The organism is Rhodopseudomonas sp. RCAM05734 (assembly GCF_052658035.1).
Genome location: NZ_CP199742.1, coordinates 6,494,870 through 6,516,815, shown reverse-complemented (window position 1 = coordinate 6,516,815; position 21,946 = coordinate 6,494,870). Strand labels below are relative to the sequence as shown.

Sequence of the window (21,946 nt, the reverse complement as noted above, 5' to 3'; positions counted from 1 at the left end):
TTGGAATTCAGAAATGAGCGGGCCCGAGTCGTCCACGTCCAGTGAAGGCTCGAGTCTGGGCAGGCGGCTGATCGACTTTCTGTTGAAGAGCCGGAATGTGCGGCTGGCGATCCCCAGCCGATTTCCCGGGATCGCGCTGGCGTCGCCGGTCGATCTGCTGCTGATGGCCATCCTGTCAGCGGTCTCCGGGACCATGGTCGTCATGGTGATCACCGCGGGAGTCAACGAGGACAGCGACGGCCTGGCCTCGCTCAAGCTTGGCCTCGCCTTTGTCTGCCTGCTTCTGCTCTATCGCTATACCCAGTCGCTACTGCTCCGGAAGAGTGCCGCGGCGATCGAAGACGCGCTGCATGAGCAGCGCGTCCGTGTTGCCGTCAAGGTGCTGCGGCTCGATCTCGGCGATATCCAGCAGATGAGTCGTTCGGCGTTGCTGGATGGCATGGCGCGCCACTACGAGGCGGTTTCGCAGGCGGTCATGCCGCTGCTCAGCGGATTCCAGAACGCCATCCTGCTGGCGCTCATCATCGTCTACCTGTTCTGGCAGTCGCTGATCGCCGGCGTCCTGACCGTGATCTTCGTTGGCCTCATTATTCAGTATTATCTCAACCGCGAGGGTGAGCTGAAGGAGCAACTGATCGGCGCCGCCCGTGCCGATGCCGCGTTGCGCGCCAGCGCTGAAGACCTCGTCGACGGCTTCAAGGAGCTTCGTCTCAGCCGGCCGAAGCAGGAGGCGATCTATCGGGACATTTCGGCGCTCTCGGCCCACGTCGCGCGGTGCCGCACCAGCGGCGCCGCGGTGATCAGCGATCTGGTCATTCTGGCCGGCTCCACCTCCTACATGCTGGGCGCGACGGTCGTCTTTATCCTGCCGCTGATCTCCGACGTGATGGGGACGGAACTGTCCAAAATCGTGACCACCGAGCTGTTCCTGCTCGGCCCGCTGGGCGCTTTCGTGCGCGCGGCCGAGCCGTTGTCGATCGCGCGGTTCGCGCTGGCCGGCATCGACGCGTTTGAACGCTCGCTCGACGACCGCGCAAAGCCTGCGCAGATCGCTTCGCCACAACAGTTCGCATTCCAGCGTGTGCATATGGGGGGCGTCTCTTATGTCCACCATCACAACCTCGACGAACAGGGATTTGCCATCCGCGACATCACGCTGGATGCGGCTCCCGGCGAGCTGATCTTCGTGACCGGCAACAACGGCTCCGGCAAGACGACGATGCTGCGGGTGCTGACCGGACTCTACGAGGCGCAGGCCGGCACCATCACGGTCAACGACACGGTGGTGTCCGAGCTCGGCATGGAAAACTATCGCAACCTGTTCTCGACGGTTTTTTCGGACTTCCACACATTTCGCAAGCCGTACGGGCTGGACGAAGCTGGACTGGCGACGTTCATGCAGAACGCCGAGCAGCTCGGCATTGCCGACAAGCTGCCGGCCGATATCGAGACGGGCTACGACGCCGGCGCGTTTTCCACCGGGCAGCGCAAGCGGCTGGCGCTGGCCTTGGCGCTTGCGGAGTCGCGGCCCATCCTGGTGCTGGACGAGTGGGCTGCGGACCAGGATCCCGGATATCGCGAACGTTTTTATCGGACGATGCTTCCGCGTATCAAGGCGACTGGCAAGGCGATCATCGCCGTGACCCATGACGAGCGATATTTTGACCTCGCCGACCGCCGCTATCACATGGAGGACGGTCAGCTGAAGTTGGTGAGCTCCACATGAATGTTCAACGCACGCTTCGTCGACTGTCGACGGGCATCGTCTTCACGCTGCTGATCGCGCTGTTCGTGGTGTTCATGCTGTGGCGTCATATGGTGATCACGGTGCCGGCGGGGCATGCCGGGGTGATGTGGTGGCGCTTCTTCGGCGGTACCGACGTCGTTGCCGCTGCCAAGGATGAAGGCGTGCACCTGATTTTCCCGTGGGACAAGCTGATCACCTACGACAGCCGATTGCAGGAACACACGCAGGTTTTCGATGTCGTTGCCAATAACGGGCTCAATCTGCAGGTGACCGCCAGCGTCCGCTGGCGTCCGCGCAGGGCACGGCTGGGCGAGTTGCATCGCTCGGTCGGGCCCGATTATCTGAATCGTCTGCTGTTGCCCGAAGTGGGTTCGGTCCTCCGCGAGACGATTTCCAGATACAAGGCGGAAGACCTTTACGCCAACGACCGTCATGCCATTCAGGAGGCGATCTACAACACCGTGCTGGCCGCCAGCGACAACGGCATCGGAGGCAAAAACGATCAATCGGGTTCTGCCAACATGATCTCGCTGGTGGACGTTCTGATCTCGGAAGTGCAACTCCCCGAATCGCTGCAGGCGGCCGTCGAACGGAAATTCACCCAGGCCGAGCTGGTCGAGGAATTCCGATTCCGGGTCCAGCGCGAGGAGCTGGAGAGCAAGCGCAAGGAAGTCGAAGCCAAGGGAATTCGCAATTTCCAGGAGATCGTGGCGCCGACTATTTCGGACGCCTACCTGCGCTGGACCGGCATCGAGGCCACGCTGAAACTGGCGCAGTCGCCCAACAGCAAGGTTGTCATCCTCGGCAACGGTCCGGGCGGGCTGCCGGTCATCCTGAACGGTTTCGAGGGTGAAAAGCCGGCGGCGGTCACGCCAGGCCCGGCCAATGATCCGGCCAGCAAGCCTGTAACGGCGCCGGCCGCGCCCATGGAGCTTTTGCATCAGCCCTCCCCACCGCTGGCCACCGCGCCGTTGGCCGTCGACCACAGCGACAGCCCCCTGCCTGCCGCCGCTGCGGCCAAGAAGCGGTCGTCGGTGCGCCAGCGAGCGGCTTCGCCCACCACTCCGTAGCGAACGATCTATATTGCCCGCGCCGAGATGGGCAGGGCTCTTTGACCGGCCTTGCCCAGTTGTCAGACTATGAACCGGCGTGGCGCCCCCCATCGGAGCCCAAGGTTGACCCCACCCGAGGCAGCATAAGCGCTGCGAATTACCGCGGATTTTGACATGGTGCGGGGGGCAATGTTGGATGCTGATTGGAGTGGGCCCCTCGGGGCGGACAGGTTCAGGCCACTGGATTGACCGTCTGCCGGGCGTGTTGCTTCTCAAATTGCGCGGGGCTGATATAGCCGAGAGCGGAGTGTAGCCTTCGGGTATTGTAGACGTAATCAATGAATTTTGGAAGATTCTCGGAAACATCGGCGTAGGTCTCGAAAGCCATTGGATAGACACCCTCAACCTTGAGCGTCTTCATGAAGCTTTCGGCCTTGGCATTGTCGTACGGATTTCCTCGCCGACCCATGGATCCTTTGATGTAGTGCTCGGCAAGGTAGTCGCGGTAGATCTTAGCAGCGTATTGGGATCCGCGATCAGAATGATGGACGCAGCCAGGCGGCGGCTTTCGCTTCTCGATCGCGACTGACAAGGCGGCGAGCGTCAATCGCGCGTCGATGGAGCGGCTGATGGCATGACCCACGACCCGCCGGGACCAGGCATCCAGAATGACAGCGACATAAACGAAGCCACCAACGATGGTGACGTAGGTGATATCGGCGACCCAAAGTTGGTCGGGGCCGTCAAGCGCCACGGTTTTGGCAAGGTTGGGAAAGATCGGCTGGTCGTGGTCGCTATCCGTCGTTGTCGTGAAGCGGCGGCGCATTCTGGGTTGGAGGTCATGCTCGCGCATGAGACGGCGGACCTTCTTGTGATTGACGACCATGCCTTGCTGCCTGAGGGCAGCTTGGACCCGACGCCAGCCATAGTGCTCGAACTCGTCGCAGATTGCAGCCATCGCCGCGACGATGGTTGTGTCATCGGCCGCACGGATCGGTTCGTCATAGAAAGTAGAACGGGCCATTCCCATCAGCCTGCATCCCTGGGCAACGCTGATGCCGCGGGGTCTACAATTGCGGACGTAGTCTCGCTTTTCAGCCGAGGTCGTGGCCGAAGAGCCCCCTTTAGAAACTCCAACTCGAGAGCCTGCTTGCCGACCAGGCGCTCAAGTGCAGCAATGCGCGCTTCATAGGTCTCGAGCAGACCGGCTGAAGCGACGTCCTCGTCGAGCGCGCCTGCCTGATACTTTTCGATCCAGATGCGGATCAAGTTACGGGAGACATTATGCCGCTTCGCGAGGCCGTGCAGCGTCTCGCCGCCCAGATACTCCTGCGACACCTGACGTTTAAACTCGACGCTGTGGGTTCGGTGCTTTCTCATGGCCTTCATCCTCTGAAAGGCCGGCCGTCCGGTCAATTACTGAAAGCCAATCTGTCCACCTTGGAGGGCCCACTCCAGATAAGGGGCAATCTTGGAAGCCGAAACACAGCATTGCCAAAAAAGTCTGCCGCTGCCTGCACAATGTCAGCCTGCGCGGCAACGTGTTCGATCCTGTCGCTGCTGGTCCTCGTGAGTCCGTTCAGCCAATCCTTCGCCTCGTCCTTTTACATCACCGGGGGAAGAGCAATCTCGTTGGAGGGGAGACGCACCAGCACAGGCAACAAGCCGCGTTGAAGGAGGTCGACCATGCGGTGTTCTGGCTGGATCCCCTTAATCGTCTGAACGATTACGAACGATTCTTACTCCGCGGTCTGGCTGTGCCGGGCCATGAAGACCGCGACAGGAGAGACGGATGCGAGTGCTGGGACAGTTTCCGGGATATGGCCTGCTCACTGCGAAGGGCATCAGTCACCCCGTTTGATGTCTGCAGACTCAACCGCCGAAATCGCTGTCAAACACACCCATGCCGGGCTTCTAGCCAACCATCCTTATTCTGAAACGCCCTCTAACGTATTGATGCGACTAGGGGCAGATTCCCTGCAGCATTCAGAATATGCATTGAAATCGCTTAGGGTCCGGGCGGATTTTGATTCCCCCATTCGGAGGTTCGATCCCTCCCGCCCCAGCCAGTACTTAGCCCTGCGGCTCAGGCACTTTTCGCATTTTGATGTTTTCTATTCTGAATAGCGGTTTCCCCCGCGTGCACCTGGGATACCTCGTTCGGTGAGTGCTGCCGCTAAGTCCGCTGCGGTGTTTAACCCGTCCTCCCGCAATCGCATTAAAAGCGGCGCGAGGTCGGCTGCTCTATTTTCAGCCCTTTTGGACTGGACCGCACGGCCGGCTGCCTTAGCGCCATGGGACAGCGGCGCGCCCCGATTTCCTCCGAGTTTTTTGCCGCGAGCTTTCGCGGCGGCGAGTGCGGCCCTTGGCTATCCGCCGGACCTTCAGGATGCGGCGGTGCAGACCGTGCTGCGGCAGGCGGAGGCGCTGTCGGCAAGTTGGGCGGCGTAAACTGCTGGGCGCCAGCTCACGACTTGGGAAAAAGCACAGTGTGGCGCAGGAAAGCCTCATGAATTACTCGTTCAGACGGCAAAGACGATCGATAACCTTTTTTCTCGGAAGCAAAAAACGGCCGGTCTGACGTTCAATAACGCTGATTATCGAAAGTCAGACACAGTTTTTTTTCTGACCGCGGGACACGACCTGAGGCGCTCTATCCGCTTCGCGCGTTTGACCGCGGAGGAGCAGCGCATGCTGGTGCGGCTGCTGAAGAAAATCACTTAGGATGATCGGCGGCCGTTGCTGATGCCGGGCACTGCGTCCCTGCTATGCATTCGACGCAATTGGCGAAGGCATCGCCAGATCCAGTTCGTTCGCCTCCGGGGCCAGCGCGCCGGACGCAGATTCGCCGGCGTCGAGTTCGCCGCGCAGCGCGCGTTCGAGCTTGTCGCGGTCGAGGCAGCCTTCCCAGGCGGCGACGACGAGGGCGCCGACCGCATTGCCGATCGTGTTGGTGACGGAGCGCGCTTCGGCCATGAAGCGATCCACGCCGAGTAACAGCACGAGGCCGGCAACCGGCACCTTGTCCATTGCCGCCAGCGTCGCCGCGAGCGTCACGAAGCCGGCGCCCGCGACGCCCGCCGAGCCCTTTGATGTCAGCATCAGCACGCCGAGGATGGTGAGTTGTTCGAAGATCGAGAGCGGCGTGTTGGTGGCCTGTGCGATGAACATCGCGCCGATGGTGAAATAGATCGCGCTGCCGTCGGCGTTGAAGGTTAGGCCGCCGGGGATCACCAAGCCGACCACCGACTTCGGCACGCCGGCCGCTTCCATCTTTTGCATCAGTTGGGGGAGCACCGACTCCGACGAGCAGGTGCCGGCGACGGTGAAAATCTCTTCCTTGATGTATTTCAGGAAGCGCCACAGCGGAAAGCCGCTGACGCGCGCAGCGGCGCCAAAGATCAGCGTCACGAACAGCGCGCAGGTGACATAGACGCAGAGCAGCACCTGGCCGAGCGAAAACAGGCTGCCGATGCCGTAGCGGCCGACGGTGAATGCCATCGCGCCGAGCGCGCCGAGGGGCGCAAATCTCATCACCATCCGCACGATGCCGAACACGGCGTTCAGGAAACTGTCCATGAACTGGATGACCGGCGTGGCGGCGCGGCCGCCCTGCGACAGCGCAATGCCGAGCAGCACGCCGAAGAACAGGATCTGCAGGATGTCGCTCTGCGCGAAACTCTCGGTCACGCTGACCGGAATCATGTGGACGAAGAAATCGATCACGCCGTCTTGCTTTTTGGCGGCGGCAGTGAAGGTGGCGATCGCCTTGGTGTCGAGCGTCGCGGGATCAACGTTCATGCCGACGCCGGGGCGCACGACATTGACGACCAGAAGCCCGATTAACAGGGCAAGCGTCGAGGCGACTTCGAAGTAGATGACAGACTTCAGGCCGACGCGGCCCAGTTCCTTCATGTTCTCCATCTTGGCGATGCCGAGCACCACGGTGCAGAAGATCACCGGCGCCAGCACCATGCGGATCAGCCGGATGAAGACGTCGCTGAAGACTTTCAGTTCGACGGCAAAGGCCGGCGATGCGAGCCCAACGATGACGCCGACAACGATGGCCAGCAGCACCTGCACGTAAAGTTTTCTGAAGATCACTTCGCCCCCCTGCAGGCCGCGCCGCAGTGGCGCTGGTCTGTTCTATCCATCAGCATTCGCTGCGATTGTGCGGCAGGTTAGGTGCCGGGCGACGCACCCGGAATGGTCAAAAAGCGGATCAATGGATGCAAAGCTTGCATCACCGTCCGGGTCGGCCGTCGCTATTTTGGCTCCCGACAATGCACACGTGAACCAGCCGGCGCCCCATGCGACCGGCCGGGCACAGTTCGCAGGGAGGCTTTGACATGGCTGGCGCAAGGACGCTCTACGACAAACTCGTCGACGGTCATACCGTGCGGCGGCTCGATGAGGCAGGGCAGCAACTTCTGCTCTATGTCGATCGCACCGTGCTGAACGAATATACCAGCCCGCAGGCCTTCACCGCGCTGCGCGAGGCCAACCGTCCGGTGTGGCGGCCGGGCGCTGCGCTCGGTACGGTCGACCACGTCAATCCCACCGCGGCGCGGCGGACCGCGACGATGCCGGACGACGGCGCCGCGCGACAGGCCGCGTATTTTGCCGAAAATTGCCTCAACTTCGGCATTGAATTGTTCGACGTGCTGCATCCGATGCAGGGCATCGAGCATGTCGTGATGCCGGAGATGGGCCTTGTGCTGCCGGGCATGGTGATCGCCGCGGGAGACAGCCACACCACCACTTACGGCGCCTTCGGCACGCTGGGCTTCGGCATCGGCACGTCCGATATCGAACATTATCTCGCCACACAGACCCTGACGTACGGACGCCTCAAGACGATGCGCGTCACGGTCGACGGCGCGCTCGGGCGCGGCGTGCGCGCCAAGGACATCGTCATGGCGCTGATCCGCACCATCGGTGCGTCGGGGGCGACTGGCTATGCGATCGAGTTTGCGGGTTCCGGCATTGCGGCGCTAAGCGTCGAGGGGCGCATGACGATCTGCAACATGGCGGTCGAATGCGGCGCACGCGGCGCGATCATGGCGCCGGACGACAAGGTGTTCGCCTATATCGCCGGCCGCCCGCGCGCGCCGACGGGCGAACTGTGGACGAGGGCCGTTGCGCAGTGGCGCGAACTGGCGAGTGATCCAGACGCGGTATTCGACCGCGAGGTAACGCTCGAGGCAAGCGCGATCGAGCCGATGGTGACCTGGGGCACCAGCCCCGACCAGGCTGCGCCGATCGGCTCGTTCGTTCCGGATCCGGCACGCGAGCCCGATCCGGCAAGGCGCCGCGACATCGAGCGTGCGCTGTCCTACATGGACCTGCAGCCGGGAACGTCGCTGTCCGATATCGCGATTCAGCGTGCCTTCATCGGTTCCTGCACCAATGCCCGCATCGAGGACCTGCGCGACGCCGCCGCCGTGCTGCGCGGCCGCCGCATCGCGGCCGGCGTGCAGGCAATGGTCGTTCCCGGTTCGAGCAGCGTGCGCCGGCAGGCGGAAGCCGAAGGGCTCGACCAGATCTTTCTCGATGCCGGCTTCGAGTGGCGGCAATCCGGCTGCTCCATGTGTCTTGCCATGAACGACGACATGCTTAGCCCCGGCGAGCGTTGCGCCTCAAGTACCAACCGCAATTTCGAGGGTCGCCAGGGGGCGGCGGGCCGCACCCATCTGATGAGCCCCGCGATGGTTGCGGCGGCGGCCGTCGACGGTCGGCTGACCGACGCGCGGCGCTACATGGGAGCCGAGTGATGCAGCCGCTTTCCAAGGTGACGGGCGTAGCGGCGGCGCTGCCCGCGGCCAATGTCGATACTGACGTGATCATGCCCAAGCAGTTTCTCAAGGGCGTCGACCGCAGCGGCCTCGACTTCGGCGTCTTCCATGACCTGCGCTTCGACAGCCACGGCGCCGAGCGCGCGGCCTTCGTGCTGAACCGGCCGCCGTGGCGGCAGGCCAGCTTTCTTGTAGTCGGTCCGAACTTCGGCTGCGGCTCCAGCCGCGAGCACGCCGTTTGGGGGCTCGGCCAGTTCGGCATCCGCGCCCTGATCGGCACTAGCTTCGCCGGCATTTTCTTCGACAACTGCGCGCGCAACGGACTGCTCGGCATCGCGCTGGACGAAGCCAGCGTGCGCCGGATCAGCGATCTTGCCTCGGATCCGTCTACTTGTAAGTTGACGGTCGATCTGCCGGAGCAGCGCATCAAGCTTGCGGACGGATCGTCCGTCGGCTTCGACATCGAGGCTGGCCGTAAACAGGCGCTGGTGCTCGGCCTAGACGCGGTCGGCGCGACGCTGCAGGACAGCGCTGCCATCACATCGTTTCAACAATCCTATCTGGCGGAAAACCCATGGCTGGCTTGACCCTTCCCGACACTGGCGCGACGTTTGCCGAGCGCGGCCCGTCGCCGTTCCTCGCGGGCTTCCGCCTGCTCGACGTGAGCTTGTCGGACGGCGTCAGGATTCGCGCCGCGGTAGGCGGCGAGGGGCCGCCTCTGCTGCTGCTGCACGGCCATCCCCAGACCCACGTCACCTGGCGCAAGGTGGTTGGCGCGCTGATGCAGCGCTTCACCATCGTCGCGACCGACCTGCGCGGCTATGGCGACAGCAGCAAGCCGGAGAGCGGCGCCGATCATGCGGCCTACTCGAAGCGCAGCATGGCGCGCGACCAGGTCGCTGTAATGCGGGCGCTTGGTCATGACCGGTTCGCCGTGGTCGGCCACGATCGCGGCGCCCGCGTCGCCCATCGCATGGCGCTCGACTTTCCCGAGGCCGTGTCGCGCGTCGCGTTGATCGATATCGCGCCCACCGCCACCATGTATGCGCGAACCGACAAGGCATTCGCGTCGCGTTACTTCTGGTGGTTCTTCCTGATCCAGCCGGCGCCGTTGCCGGAGCGGATGATCGGCGCGGATCCGGAGTTCTTCTTGCGCACGCATATCGAAGGCCAGGTCAAGACGCCCGGCGCCACCGAACCCGCTGCCTTCGCGGAGTATCTGCGCTGCTACAACGATCCGGCGACGCGCCACGCGATCTGCGAGGACTATCGTGCGGCGGCGACCATCGATCTCGAGCATGACAAGGCCGACGCCGATCAGCGCGTCACCGCCCCGCTGCTGGCGATCTGGGGGGGCAAGGGTACGGTCGGCGCGCTGTACGACGTGCTCGAGACCTGGCGGGAGAAGGCGCTGGAAGTCTCCGGCCGTGCTTTCGATTGCGGCCATACTCTGCAGGAAGAACGTCCGGAGGAGACCATCGAAGAACTAACCGCGTTCTTCGCCTGAGGTGGACGCCAGCCCGGCGGCCAGCAGCCAAAGCGCCTCGGCGCCGGGGCTCTGGCGGGCTTTCGGACGAAACAGCCGGATCTCCATCGGCACTTCATCTGCCGCGCCACCGGCGCGGACCAGCCGGCCTGTCGCGAGATCCTCCGCCACCAGGCAGAGCGGCGACCACGCTACGCCGCGTCCGTCACGCGCCATGGTGGCCAGAACGCTGGCGAGATGCGAGGCGAACACCGGCTCGGCCGGCGCCCGCGTGCCGCTGGCAACCCAGGCCGCGGCGAGAATGCGCCCCATGCCGGATTCCGACGTATAGGCGAGGAACGGCGCTGCCGCGACATCGCGCGGCTGCAGCGACGGCGCCATGACCGGCAACAGGATGTCCTGCCCGAGATGAATTGAACGGAAGGCGTCGTTGGTCAGCCGTGAGGCTGCTTCGCGATGGTGATGGCACAGCAGGAACTGGGCCCGGCCTTCCACCATCAGCCGTTCGCAGGCGACCATATTGTCGGCGGTTAGCTGAACCGTGGACTCGATCGGTGCGGCGGCTTCGAGCTTGCGCAGCCACAGTGGAAAAAACGTCAGCGACAGCGCATGGGTGGCAGCGAAACGAAGCGTTCCGGAGGCGGCCTGCGCCGCGCCGAAGGCTTCCTCGCGTCCGATCTCCAAGCGGCGCAGCGTCTCCTCAGCAACCAGGCGAAAACGATCGCCAGCGGCGGTGAGCCTTACTGAATGGGTGTTGCGGTCGAACAGAGCGGCGCCGACCCATTGCTCCAGCGAGCGGATCCGACGGCTGAGCGCGGGCTGGCTGACGGCGCGCCGCTCCGCCGCCCGGGAGAAACCGCCCTCGTCCAGAACCGCGAGAAAATCCTCGAGCCATGCTATTTCCATGCGCGCTGCTTACAACATGGAGGCGGGGCAGGGCTAGCCGGCGGTATCCGCTGGTTGGCTGCCGCGGGCCAGGAGCTAGTTTCGCAGCAGAGCCTTGATCGTCTGCGGCAACACCGGCAGTTGAGTGTCGCGCCGGCATACGCAGCGCGTCGTCGATCGCGGCAGCAAATGTCGCGTTGAAGGCGTTGGAGCCGCCTTCGCCGGCGCCCTTGACGCCCATCGGATTGAGCGGGCTCGGTGCGTCCTCGGAGACGATCACATCCACTTGCGGCACTTCTCGCGCCGTTGGCATCAGTTAGTCCGCAAAGGTCACGGCTAGCGGCTCGCCGCGATCGTTATAGATAAACTCCCCGTACAGCGCGTCGCCGATACCCTGCGCCACGCCGCCGACGATCAGGCCCTTGACCAGCATCGGTTGATGGCCCTACCGACGTCGTAGGTCACCAGGTAGCGCTCGATCGTGATGCCGCTGGTGGCGCGGGCGAGGCTGAGGTTGAAGCCTAGCAGGATCGTCGTCTTTGAACGTGATGTCTGCCGACCCGACCGCCGAGATCGCCGTAAGTACGCCCTTGCCCGGCGTCCAGCCAACTCGGCGCATTCTGAAAGGCGCTCTAACCTATTGATGCGATTAGGGGCGGATTCCCCGCATAATTCAGAATATTCGTTGATATTGCTTAAGGTCCGGGCGGATTTTGATTCCCCCATTCGGAGGTTCGATCCCTCCCGCCCCAGCCAATGATATCAATAACTTGCTCAAACCGGTAAGTTCTCCCTATTGTGAAAGTCGACCCCGAATCGACCCCCAAAAGGGAATTGCAAGTTGCTGTCGATTGATGTGGCGGATCTAATCCAGCTATTATGCGGCCTTCGGACTGAGAAGTCCGCCCATGAGCGCCGTATCGCACTTATGACGTTCAGTGCCTGGATCTATTGGCCTTTCAGCCCGACAATGGTGCGGGAGGCACGTACGACAGCCGCCGCTCAAGTCGTTCGAGGTCTGCTAAGTGGCAAGTTAGAGCCAATCACATCAATAGACGCTGACATCGGCCAGGTACAAAACGCTTTTCTGAGCCCTGTTGATGTAGCGGACGCTCTATTAGATAAAGAGTATCAACAAGCTCCTTTCTGGATCCAGTATGAAATTCTAGAACCTCGGCTCGTGGTCGCTGCGTCACAAGCTGAATTTCTGATACGATCGTGCAGCACCGCGTCCCAGTATTCCCGCGGCATGTCGTCGGCCGGGCCGGGCGTCGGGCTTACCGGCGTCGCCGGCCGGTCTGGCTGCGATGCCAGCTTTTCCATCTGTTTTTCTGTCGGCATGCGCCAGCTCGCGGGTCTGTCACTCATGCCGCGAATTAGAACACAAAGAGAACAAAAGTCGAGTCCACGCAGTTGGCTATTCCTTGCCAGATCGCAGTTCCAGACCCATCTCGTTGCAAACGCGCGTGAAATTATTACGGCCTGGAGGATGACGGCGTCGGCCCTCGTGAGCGGGAAATGGCGACGACGTTGGACGAGGGCCATTCTATGCCGCCGGATTGGTCACCGGCTTCGGGCAATCCGAGCTGAGCCCGAATGACACCTTCGAGAGGTTCAGCGCTAGGATGCGACAGCATGGCAGCAAGCAGGTCCTCCGCGCCATCATCGCGAAGCGACAAGTCATGGTCCTGCTTCGCCGCCGCGCGTCGCTTCGGGTCAATGACGATCGCGAGCATGATGGCTGTCACGATCCCCAGAACGATGAGCAATTCGATCATGCAATGTCTCGCAGTTCATCGGAACACTCGAACCGGGCTATGTCGGCCTAGCGGGCTGAAATCCAACGAGCTTATGCCAGGCCACCATGATGATAATCACTGAGATCACGGTGATCGCAACACCTATCCATTTGCGGCGGACCTCACGCATCGTGGGTTGCGGGTGTCCGCAGTGGGGACAGATCGACGCGCCGGCTGGCAGATCCTTCTCACAGAAGGTGCAGGTGGATTGCATGGTTGAGCCCGAGGAAACTGAATGAAGCGATCTGTAAGTCCAGGGTCAAATCCGAGGCCGCCAACGACCAAATGAAACCGGCTGCTCTAAAGAGGATGCCGGTGTCCGAGGGACCGCTATTGGCGCAAAGCTGACCTAGCTCCGAGCAAGAGCGGTGCAGAATCTCTTCCTCGCCCGGTGAGGCAGGCTGGCTTTAACCTTCTGTCGCCTTCATCTTCTCGATCAGCCGCTCCGCGACCAGCCGCGTCGATGGCGAGGCAGTGCGGGCGGCGAGTTGCACCAGCGTGACCTGGGTAGCTTCGAGCCGTCTGTCGTGCAGCGGCACCGCGACCAGCGCGCCGGCCTGGATCGACGGCATCGCCGTGTCGCGTGGCAGAAACGTCGCCAGCTCGGTGCGCGCCACGATTGTCTGCGCAAAGGCCAGCGAGTTGGTCTCGTTGCAGACCTCGAGGTGCACATGGGCCTGGGCGCAGGCCTTGTCGAGCTCTTGCCGGATACCGAACGACGGATCGGGCACCACGACGCGCAACCCGGCAAGGTCCTTCATGGTGCAGGACGCCCGGCCCGCCAGCGGATGATCGGGCGCTACGATCAGGTGCACCGACTGCCGCATCCGCGCCAGTTCGATCAGATCTCGCCGCGGCGCGCGGCCGAACACCAGGCCGAGATCGACGTCGTTCTGGCCGACCATCTCCGCGACGTCGCGCGAGCCGACCGCGGTGACGCTCATCGATATACCCGGATAGTCGCGCGACAGATCGACGAAGAAGTCCGGCAGGAAGCTCGCCAGCATGCCCTCGACGGTGGCGATCTTGACCTGGCCGCGGCGCAGCGAGTCGAATTCCTCGACACGGCTGCGCAGCCCGTCGAGCTGGGTGCGGTTCTCGATGGCGTAGCGGTACAGCACGTGGCCGGCGTCGGTCAGGTTCATTCCGCGCGCGCCGCGCTCGAAGAGCTTGACCGCCAGCTCTTCCTCCAGCCCCTGCACCTGCCGGCTGATCGCTGACGGCGCGATCCGCAGTGAAGCTGCGGCCTGTTTGATCGAGCCGCATTCGGTGACCATCCGGAAGTAGCGCACGGCGGTGGATTCGATCATCAGGTGCTTTCAATGACTGCTCAAGGTTCCGGCAGCGGCTGATTAGCGTTCTGATTTTCAGATCGTTTGCGTCTAAATTCAATGCTTTTATGCGAAACGTGGATTTGCAATGCTTGCGTTACAGACGCCTCCCGTCCTGATGGAGAATATGGATGTATCGCTCCCCGCTCGCTTGCATCTCAGGCTCGGTCCTGCTGGCGATCGCCAGCCTGTCCGCCTCCATCGCGTCCGCCGAGGATGTCATCCGGTTCGGCGCGCCGTTGCCAATCACCGGGCCGCTGGCGCCGGAGGCCGTGAAGCAGCAGATGGGCTACAATTTGTGGGCCGAAGAGGCCAACAAGGCCGGCGGCATCAATGTCGGCGGCAAGAAATATAAGGTCGAGATCGTCTACGGCGACTACCAGTCCAACACGCCGCGCTCGGTGCAGACGACCGAGCAGATGATTACCCAGGACAATGTGAACTTCATGTTCGGGCCGTTCGGCTCCGGCGCCGCCAAGGCAGCGAGCACGATCTCCGAGAAGTACAAGGTGCCGACAATCGCGGCCTCGGCCTCGTCTTCGCAGGTCTATGACCAGAATTACAAATATCTGTTCGGCACCTTCACGCCGAACGACACGCTGACCACGCCGCTGACCCAGATCATCAAGGCCAAGGCGCCTGAGGTGAAGAAGGTCGCGATCCTGGCGCGCAACGACCTGTTCCCGCTGGCGATCGCGCAGGAGATGGACAAGTCGGCGAAGGCGAACGGCTTCGAAGTGGTGTATTTCGAGAAATACGCCATCAACACGCTCGACCATTCCGCGACGCTGTCGCAGATCAAGTCGCTGGCGCCGCAGTGGATCTTCATCACCGGCTACACCAACGACTTGCTCTTGATCCGCAAGCAGATGGCCGACCAGCAGATGAAGGCGCCGGTGGTGACAATGATCGCAGGCCCCGCCTACCAGGACTTCATCGAGACCGCAGGCCAGAGTGCGGAAAACATTTCCAGTGCGTCGTGGTGGCACCCGGCCGAGCAGTACGATGGCAAGGACATTTTTGGCAAGACCTCGAACTTCGTCAAACTGTTCAAGGCCAAATACAATTCCGAACCCGACTACGGCCAGGCCTCGGCGGCGGTCAGCGGCGCGCTGTTCCAGCTGGCGATCGAGAAGGCCGGCTCGCTGGACCGCGACAAGGTCCGCGATGCGCTGGCCAGCATGGATGTCATGACGTTCTGGGGACCGGTAAAGTTCGGCGCCAACGGCCAGATCAATTCGCTGGAGCCGCCGGTCTTCCAGATCCAGAACGCCAAGCCGGTGGTGCTGTATCCGGAAGCGATCAAGCAGGGCGAGTTCAAGCTCGGCGTGAACTGAGCGGGGCGGTTGGCGGGGGCTTCACATGCTGGCCGTTCAGGTCCTGATCAATGCGCTGGTGCTGGGCTGCCTCTATGCTTGTATCGCGATCGGTTTCTCGCTGGTGTGGGGCGTGCTCAACGTCATCAACCTGATCCACGGCTCGTTCATCGTGCTCGGCGCCTATCTGGCGTGGGGCGCCTATCAATGGGCACACGTCTCGCCGTGGTACGCGCTGCTGATTGCCGCGCCCTTGTTCTTCGCCTTCGGCTACCTGCTGCAGCGGCTGCTGCTCAACCGGGTGATCTCAGCCCCGGTGCTGGTGACGCTGACGCTGACCTTCGGCCTCGACCTGATCCTCAACAATGCGATGATCTATTATTTCAAGGCCGACTATCGCAAGCTGACGCTGAGCCCGCCGACCGGTTCGGTCTCGCTGTTCGACGTAGTAGTCCCGGTCGACCGCCTGATCGCCACGGCGGCGGCACTGGCGCTGACCGGGCTGCTGTATCTGTTGCTGCGTCGCTCCAAGGTCGGCCGCGCCATCGTCGCCGTCCGGCTCGACCGTGATGCCGCGGTGCTGATGGGTGTCGACGTCAAATCGATCTATGCCATCGCCTTCGGGCTGGGTGCCGCACTGGCCGGCTGCGCCGGCGTGCTGATGGCACTGATCTTCCCGATCTCGCCTCTGACCTCGTCGGCCTATCTCGGCAAGGCCTTTGTCGTCTGCGTACTCGGCGGTCTCGGCAGCGTCTCCGGCGCATTGGCCGGCGGGGTGCTGCTGGCGCTGGTGGAAGGCATCGGCTCGGTCTATCTCGGCCCGGCGCACGCGACCACGCTGTCCTTCGTTCTGCTCATCATCTTCCTCGTCGTTCGCCCGCAGGGCCTGGTCGGCCGGAAGGGTTTTGAATGACCCGGGCCCATCTCGCACTGCTGGTTCTGATTGCGGTCGTCGCGTCGTTGCCGCTGTTCGGCGGCGCCTATGCGCTGCGCGTCGGCACCATGGCCTGCATGTACGCGATCTTCGCGCTGTCGTGGAACGTGGTCGGCGGCTTCGCCGGCTATCCATCCTTCGCCACCGCGGCGTTCTTCGGGCTAGGCGCCTATGCCACCGGCATCCTGCTCAGCAAGGGCGTGTCGCTGTCGGTCGCTTTGGCCGGCACGCTGATGGCGTCGTTCCTGCTCGCCGCGGCGCTCGGTGCCGTGCTGCTACGGCTGCGCGGGCACTATTTTGCCATCGCCAGCCTGTCGCTGGTGGAGGTGTTTCGCGAACTCGTCAACAACGCCACCGACCTGACCGGCGGCGGCATGGGCCTGAACATTCCGCTCGCCTCGGGGTCCGGCATCCTCGCCGACGCGACGTTCTTTTTCTACGCGATGTGGGGCCTGCTGGTGCTCACCGCGCTGGTGGTCATCGCCGTCTCCGTCTCCAAGCTCGGCTTTGGCCTCAACTGCATCCGGCAGAACGAGACCGCGGCCAACATGGTCGGCCTCAATGCCACGCTCTACAAGAGCATCGCCTTCGGCCTGTCGGCCTGCTTCGTCGGCAGCGCCGGCGGCATTTATGCGGCCTGGGTGCACTACATCGATCCGTCCGACGTATTCGACATCCTGTATTCGGTGAAGCCGATCGTGATGGCGCTGGTGGGCGGGCTCGGCTCGCCGCTCGGCGTGGTGTGCGGCGCATTCCTCTACCTCGGCCTCGAGGAAGTCGTCTGGCGTAATTACATCCAGATCCATTCCGGCGTGCTCGGCGTGCTGATCATCATCCTGCTGCTGTTCTTGCCGCACGGCCTGATCTCGCTGCGCTGGGCGATGTTCTGGCGGAAGGTCAAGCATGTCTGAGTTGCCGCACGAAATCCTCCACCTCAGTAACGTCTCGCGCAATTTCAGCGGGCTGAAGGCGCTGAGCGACGTCTCGATCTCCGTCAACAAAGGCGAAGTGCTCGGGCTGATCGGCCCCAACGGCGCCGGCAAGACGACTTTGGTCAACACCATCTGCGGCGTCACGCCGGCCAGCGCCGGAATCGTCACCTTCGACGGCCGCGACATCACGCGGGTGAAGACCTACCAGGCGGCACGGCTCGGGCTGTCGCGCACCTTCCAGATCGTGCAGCCGTTCGCCGAATTCAGCGCGCTCGACAACGTCGCCTCCGCGGCGCTGTTCTCGCAGCCCGGCGAGAGCCTGAAATCGGCGCGCGCGGAAGCCCTTGCTCATCTGGCTTTCGTCGGCCTGGAGGCACAGGCCGACCAGTCGGCGGCGACGCTGACGCTGGCAATGCGCAAGCGGCTGGAACTGGCCAAGGCGCTGGCGATGAAGCCGAAGCTGCTGTTCCTCGACGAGGTCAATGCCGGCCTCAACAGTGCCGAGGTCGAACGCGCCACCAAACTCATTCATCAACTAGCGGCGCAGGGCATCACCATCGTGATGATCGAGCACCTGATGAAGGTGGTGCTCAACGTCTGCACCCGCATCGCCGTGCTGCATAACGGCCGGTTGATCGCCGACGGCGCGCCGCGCGACGTCATCAAGAATCCGGCGGTGGTGGATGCCTATCTCGGCCAGCAATATGCGCAACGGAACGCCGCCCGTGGATAGGCCCCTGATCCTCGAACTGCAGCAGCTCTGCGCCGGCTACGGCGAGATCCAGGTGCTGTGGGGCATCGACATGGCGGTGCGATCCGGCGAGATCACCGCGCTGATCGGCTCCAACGGTGCCGGCAAGACGACCCTGATGCGCGCACTGTCTGGCCTTATCCCGATCCAGTCCGGCAAATACGTCTCCGACGGCGAGGACCTGTCGAACGTCACGGCGGCGCGAATCCTGGCGCATGGCATCGTCCATGTGCCGGAAGGCCGCCGGCTGTTCGGCGCCATGAGCATCGAGGACAACCTGCTGATGGGCGCCTATTCGCGCTCCATCACCCGCGCCGAGATCACCCGCGATCTCGACCGCGTCTACACCACGTTTCCCAAGCTGCGCGAGCGCCGCAACCAGGCCGCCGCCACTCTCTCCGGCGGCGAGCAGCAGATGTGCGCGATCGGCCGCGGGCTGATGTGCGCGCCGCGGCTGTTGATGATCGACGAACTTTCGCTCGGCCTGTCGCCGCTGCTGGTCGAGCAACTGGTCGCGGCGCTGCGCGCGCTAAACGCCGAGGGCATGTCGATCCTGCTGGTCGAGCAGGACGTCACCACCGCACTCGACCTCTGCCATTCTGCCTACATTATGGACATGGGCCGCATCGTGCGCACCGGGCAGGGCGCCGAACTGCTCGCCGATCCCATCATTCGCGACGCCTATCTCGGCGTCCTCGAAGATTAATCCCTATCCCCCAACGAGGCCTTTCATGATCGCAACCGTCGAAGCAGCCAACAGCGGCTACCGTTTCATGCCCGGCGTCAGCCAATATTCCTGCGGCGTGGGCGCGCTGCCGGGCTTCACGCTGGAGCGCGTGCGGTTCTCGAAGGTCGTGCCGCTGAAGCAGGGCTTTGCGATAATCGCCGACATCATCCAGAAGGCCGGCCGGCCGCTGACGTCGTTCGCGGCCTGCGAGTTGCGCTCGCCGGCGCCGTTCACCGAGCAGGGCTTCAAGGACTTCAACGAGATCTATATCAAGACCCTGATCGAATGGGGCGTGATGAAAGACGGCGTCAATCCGGTCGCGCGCAGCAACGTCTGTCCGAAGATCGATCCGCCGTCGGAGCCGGGCTTCCACGCCTTCACTTATGCGACGGTCGCGGCTGACGCGCCGGCCTCCTTCGTCGTCGCCGGCAGCGGCGAATCCGCCGAGGGCAAGGGCGACTATCGCGACAACACCGTACGTCTTGGCGATGTCAGCCCGTCGGCGATGCTGGAGAAGGCCAAGTGGGTGCTTGACGAGATGGAACGCCGCATGAGCGCGTTCTCCGGCACCTGGGAACAGACCACCGGCGTGCAGCTCTACACCGTGCAGGATGTCTATGGCTTGCTGGAGAGCGAGCTCGGCGGCCGCGGCGCGTTCCGCAACGGCGTGACCTGGCATTTCAATCGCCCGCCGGTGGTCGACCTGGAATACGAAATGGATTGTCGCCGCGTGCATGTCGAGCGCGTCGTCGAGATCTGAGCCGCATCTAAATAGACGTGCGTTCAAGCCGTCACGAACCGGAGTGCAAGCCCATGACGCAGGATTTCCCCACGGGTAGCTACCGCTATATCCCGGCCGTATTTCAGTACTCGAGCGGCGTGGCCGCGCTGCCCGATTACGAGATCGAGCGGGTTCGCTTCGATACGCTGGTGCCGCTGGCAGAGGGCTTTGCGCGTATCGCAGACTACATCCGCGCGGCGGGTCGGCCGCTGACCGCGTTTTGCGCCTGTGAACTGCGGTCGCCTGCCGTCGTCGACGAGGCGGGCTTTCGCCGGTTCAACGAGCATTACGTCAAGACGCTCGCCGAATGGGGGCTGTTCGACGGCACCAATAATCCGGTCGCCCGCAGCAACGTGTGCCCCGACGTCGCGCCACCGGCCGAGCCGTCGTTTTACGCCTTTTCCTTTACCCGCCCGAAGCCCGATTCAACGCCGACCTTCGTCATCGCGGGCGGCGCAGAAGCGCGCGACGGCGCGGGCAGCTATCCGGAACGCATCGCCCGCTATCGTGAGGTCGGTCCCGAAGCCATTCGCGACAAGGCGAAAGCGACCGTCGGCTCGATGGAGCGGCGGCTCGCCGCCTTCGGTCACACGTGGCAGGACACGACCGTGGCGCAGATCTATTCGGTCTGTGACTTCTATCCCGCTGTGACGGACGAACTCGTGAAGCGCGGTGCCGCTCGTTCCGGCCTGACCTGGCATTTCGCCCGGCCGCCGGTGGTCGATCTCGATTTCGAGATGGATTGCCGTCGTGTGGCGCGTGAGATCGTGATCTAGATCTGGGCCGGTTGCATTCGCGGTGGAGAATGCCAAGCAGGGGGCGGCGTCACGCGTCGACAGATAATCCGGTCGCAGAGCCGACGATACTAGGGTCCGGACTCACTACAGCCACCAGATGACGGCTGCGGCGAGGCTGATGGTACTCATGAAGTTTCGGACGTTGCGGTCGAATCGGGTGGCGATGCGTCGCCAGTCTTTGAAGCGGCAGAACATACGCTCGATGACGTTGCGCTGCTTGTAGATGGCGCGGTCGTAATCGTATTGGATCTTGCGGTTCTTGCGCGGGGGAATGACGGGCTCGGTGCCACGCTCGACCAACCACTCGCGCAGCGCCTGACTGTCGTATCCCTTGTCCGCGACGAGTTCGGCCGACGGTGGCATCGCCTCGATGCAGAGCTGCGCAACCCTGCAATCGTGAACGTTTCCGGGCGTCAGGAGCAGGACGCAGGGGCGCCCCTTTTCACCGCAGACCGCATGGAGCTTGGTGTTTCGTCCGCCTTTCGTGCGGCCGATACCATGAGCCAAGGCCCCCCTTTTCCACCGCCTGCGCAGCGGTGAACCTTGATGCAGCCGCTGTCGATGAACAGCCGGTCCGGCGCATCGCCTGCTCCCGCCAGCTCACTGAAAATGCCTTGCCAGATGCCGCGTTCGGACCAGCGGACGAACCGGTTATAAAGCGTCTTCTTTGGCCCATAGACGTCGGCGCAGTCGGCCCAACGGCCGCCACAGCGCAGGGCATGGACGATCCCGCTTAGCACACGACGATCATCTACCCGGGGCTTGCCGCGCACGCCGGTCGGAAGCAGCGGCTCAATTCGAGCCCACTGCGCATCGGAAAACCAAAAGAAATCACCCATCTCACCGCCTCCTCGATGAGGCAGTGAATCACGATCAGGCTGCCAGGGGAATCCGGTTATTGGGTCCGGACCCTAGTCGAAAGCTGCGATGGCATCGATCTCCACCATCAATTCAAGCAGGCCCCTGTTCCAAGGTTGATGAGTTCCAGCGACAAGACGTGCAGACATGTGGAGGCCTCCGCCGCCCCGCCCACCACATCGCTCACCGCGAGCAAGTCAATCCAATCCGACTTTTCAGTTTGGTCCGATTGAACTGATCTATGACTGACCGCCGCTGGCGCAAAGCAGCCGTCTGACCTCTCCACGATGGTGATCGACGGTAGTGCCCGGCAGTAGCCGGCGATAAATCCATTCGGCGCGCCGGTCTGGATCTGTGAAGCATCGAGTTGCGCCGGCAACAGTTGCGTAATGTACTTTCCTTCCTCGAGGAAGCTGCGCACGAAGCCGCTGGCCATCGCGCAGCCCAATGCGCTGCGCAACTCGAGTTGTACGCGTGCGATGTGGCCCTGCGCCGCGTGCGCACAGGCAAGCAGTATCTCGCATCGCGTACCTGATGGCAGTGGCCTTGGCTTTGGGAAGTCACGCGCTCGGTTAAACCAACGAGATCGTTCCGGCGTTATATACTTCGTGCTGGCGCTGCTGGTGCTGGCCTATCTCGGCCTATCTCGGCCTACGCAGCCGACCAGGCGGCATACTGCGATAATCCGACCGACTCCGCCGACGCGGAGGCCCTATAGGGCAAATAAGCTCGGAGTTTAGCTCCCCTCTCCCCGG

Annotated in this window: 21 protein-coding genes; 12 read left to right on the top strand and 9 right to left on the bottom strand. The window is 63.0% G+C overall.

Features of this window, described 5'->3' with window-relative positions; all coding sequences use genetic code 11:
- The first annotated feature begins 13 nt into the window (after positions 1 to 13).
- Both ACUXVA_RS30775 and ACUXVA_RS30770 read left to right on the top strand, forming a co-directional pair.
- Positions 14 to 1,726: an ATP-binding cassette domain-containing protein gene (locus ACUXVA_RS30775; protein ID WP_445490024.1), complete on the top strand. Its 1,713-nt coding sequence runs from the start codon at positions 14 to 16 to the stop codon at positions 1,724 to 1,726.
- A gap of 74 nt (positions 1,727 to 1,800) precedes the next feature.
- Positions 1,801 to 2,817 carry a prohibitin family protein gene (locus ACUXVA_RS30770; RefSeq protein ID WP_445493374.1) on the top strand — a complete coding sequence of 339 codons (1,017 nt, stop codon included), beginning with the start codon at positions 1,801 to 1,803 and terminating at the stop codon, positions 2,815 to 2,817.
- 214 nt (positions 2,818 to 3,031) lie between these two features.
- Here ACUXVA_RS30770 and ACUXVA_RS30765 read toward each other — a convergent pair whose 3' ends face one another.
- The 3 genes from ACUXVA_RS30765 to dctA form a co-directional block, all read right to left on the bottom strand.
- A complete protein-coding gene (locus ACUXVA_RS30765) occupies positions 3,032 to 3,856 on the bottom strand; it encodes an IS3 family transposase (RefSeq protein WP_445493231.1) in 825 nt (274 codons plus the stop codon).
- The gene (locus ACUXVA_RS30760) at positions 3,829 to 4,179 is read right to left on the bottom strand and encodes a transposase (RefSeq protein ID WP_445490022.1); all 351 of its coding nucleotides are present in this window, start codon (positions 4,177 to 4,179) and stop codon (positions 3,829 to 3,831) included. The genes ACUXVA_RS30765 and ACUXVA_RS30760 overlap by 28 nt, the downstream gene beginning before the upstream one ends.
- Positions 4,180 to 5,565: 1,386 nt before the next feature.
- Positions 5,566 to 6,903, bottom strand: coding sequence for a C4-dicarboxylate transporter DctA (dctA, locus tag ACUXVA_RS30755; RefSeq protein WP_445490020.1), 1,338 nt, complete (start codon positions 6,901 to 6,903; stop codon positions 5,566 to 5,568).
- Between the two features lie 245 nt (positions 6,904 to 7,148).
- Between dctA and leuC the strand changes: the two genes are divergently transcribed.
- The 3 genes from leuC to ACUXVA_RS30740 are packed head-to-tail and all read left to right on the top strand — an operon-like array spanning position 7,149 to position 10,101.
- Positions 7,149 to 8,573 (top strand): 3-isopropylmalate dehydratase large subunit, encoded by a 1,425-nt coding sequence (leuC, locus tag ACUXVA_RS30750; protein WP_445490018.1) that lies wholly within the window; start codon positions 7,149 to 7,151, stop codon positions 8,571 to 8,573.
- Entirely contained in the window at positions 8,573 to 9,181 is a 609-nt protein-coding gene (leuD, locus tag ACUXVA_RS30745) for a 3-isopropylmalate dehydratase small subunit (protein ID WP_445490016.1), read from the top strand. Before leuC ends, leuD begins: the two co-directional genes overlap by 1 nt.
- Positions 9,169 to 10,101, top strand: a complete 933-nt coding sequence (locus tag ACUXVA_RS30740; RefSeq protein ID WP_445490014.1) for an alpha/beta hydrolase — start codon at positions 9,169 to 9,171, stop codon at positions 10,099 to 10,101. The genes leuD and ACUXVA_RS30740 overlap by 13 nt, the downstream gene beginning before the upstream one ends.
- On the opposite strand, the gene ACUXVA_RS30735 is transcribed toward ACUXVA_RS30740, so the two are convergent.
- The 4 genes from ACUXVA_RS30735 to ACUXVA_RS30720 form a co-directional block, all read right to left on the bottom strand.
- Positions 10,081 to 10,986 carry a LysR family transcriptional regulator gene (locus ACUXVA_RS30735; RefSeq protein ID WP_445490012.1) on the bottom strand — a complete coding sequence of 302 codons (906 nt, stop codon included), beginning with the start codon at positions 10,984 to 10,986 and terminating at the stop codon, positions 10,081 to 10,083. The two genes, ACUXVA_RS30740 and ACUXVA_RS30735, sit on opposite strands and share 21 nt — an antisense overlap.
- A 295-nt stretch (positions 10,987 to 11,281) precedes the next feature.
- The gene (locus ACUXVA_RS30730; RefSeq protein ID WP_445490010.1) at positions 11,282 to 11,398 is read right to left on the bottom strand and encodes a molybdopterin cofactor-binding domain-containing protein; all 117 of its coding nucleotides are present in this window, start codon (positions 11,396 to 11,398) and stop codon (positions 11,282 to 11,284) included.
- 1,042 nt (positions 11,399 to 12,440) lie between these two features.
- Positions 12,441 to 12,743, bottom strand: a complete 303-nt coding sequence (locus ACUXVA_RS30725) for a hypothetical protein (protein ID WP_265082166.1) — start codon at positions 12,741 to 12,743, stop codon at positions 12,441 to 12,443.
- Between the two features lie 428 nt (positions 12,744 to 13,171).
- A complete protein-coding gene (locus tag ACUXVA_RS30720; RefSeq protein WP_265082167.1) occupies positions 13,172 to 14,074 on the bottom strand; it encodes a LysR family transcriptional regulator in 903 nt (300 codons plus the stop codon).
- 152 nt (positions 14,075 to 14,226) lie between these two features.
- Here ACUXVA_RS30720 and ACUXVA_RS30715 point away from each other — a divergent pair, with 152 nt between their 5' ends.
- The 7 genes from ACUXVA_RS30715 to cnbZ (ACUXVA_RS30685) are packed head-to-tail and all read left to right on the top strand — an operon-like array spanning position 14,227 to position 20,312.
- Entirely contained in the window at positions 14,227 to 15,432 is a 1,206-nt protein-coding gene (locus ACUXVA_RS30715; protein WP_265082168.1) for an amino acid ABC transporter substrate-binding protein, read from the top strand.
- A gap of 25 nt (positions 15,433 to 15,457) precedes the next feature.
- Positions 15,458 to 16,324, top strand: coding sequence for a branched-chain amino acid ABC transporter permease (locus ACUXVA_RS30710; protein ID WP_265082169.1), 867 nt, complete (start codon positions 15,458 to 15,460; stop codon positions 16,322 to 16,324).
- Positions 16,321 to 17,256, top strand: coding sequence for a branched-chain amino acid ABC transporter permease (locus ACUXVA_RS30705; protein WP_265082170.1), 936 nt, complete (start codon positions 16,321 to 16,323; stop codon positions 17,254 to 17,256). The genes ACUXVA_RS30710 and ACUXVA_RS30705 overlap by 4 nt, the downstream gene beginning before the upstream one ends.
- Positions 17,249 to 18,010, top strand: a complete 762-nt coding sequence (locus tag ACUXVA_RS30700; protein ID WP_265082171.1) for an ABC transporter ATP-binding protein — start codon at positions 17,249 to 17,251, stop codon at positions 18,008 to 18,010. The genes ACUXVA_RS30705 and ACUXVA_RS30700 overlap by 8 nt, the downstream gene beginning before the upstream one ends.
- Positions 18,003 to 18,734: an ABC transporter ATP-binding protein gene (locus ACUXVA_RS30695; RefSeq protein ID WP_445490005.1), complete on the top strand. Its 732-nt coding sequence runs from the start codon at positions 18,003 to 18,005 to the stop codon at positions 18,732 to 18,734. The genes ACUXVA_RS30700 and ACUXVA_RS30695 overlap by 8 nt, the downstream gene beginning before the upstream one ends.
- Positions 18,735 to 18,759: 25 nt before the next feature.
- Entirely contained in the window at positions 18,760 to 19,515 is a 756-nt protein-coding gene (gene cnbZ / locus ACUXVA_RS30690) for a 2-amino-5-chloromuconate deaminase CnbZ (RefSeq protein WP_265082172.1), read from the top strand.
- Positions 19,516 to 19,568: 53 nt separating this feature from the next.
- A complete protein-coding gene (gene cnbZ / locus ACUXVA_RS30685) occupies positions 19,569 to 20,312 on the top strand; it encodes a 2-amino-5-chloromuconate deaminase CnbZ (RefSeq protein ID WP_445490002.1) in 744 nt (247 codons plus the stop codon).
- Positions 20,313 to 20,417: 105 nt separating this feature from the next.
- On the opposite strand, the gene ACUXVA_RS30680 is transcribed toward cnbZ (ACUXVA_RS30685), so the two are convergent.
- Both ACUXVA_RS30680 and ACUXVA_RS30675 read right to left on the bottom strand, forming a co-directional pair.
- A protein-coding gene (locus tag ACUXVA_RS30680; RefSeq protein WP_445490000.1) for an IS5 family transposase occupies positions 20,418 to 21,172 on the bottom strand; the annotation gives its coding sequence in 2 pieces (ribosomal slippage) (positions 20,418 to 20,837 and positions 20,840 to 21,172; 753 coding nt in all).
- Between the two features lie 107 nt (positions 21,173 to 21,279).
- Positions 21,280 to 21,627: a hypothetical protein gene (locus ACUXVA_RS30675; RefSeq protein ID WP_445489998.1), complete on the bottom strand. Its 348-nt coding sequence runs from the start codon at positions 21,625 to 21,627 to the stop codon at positions 21,280 to 21,282.
- Positions 21,628 to 21,946: the final 319 nt, after the last annotated feature.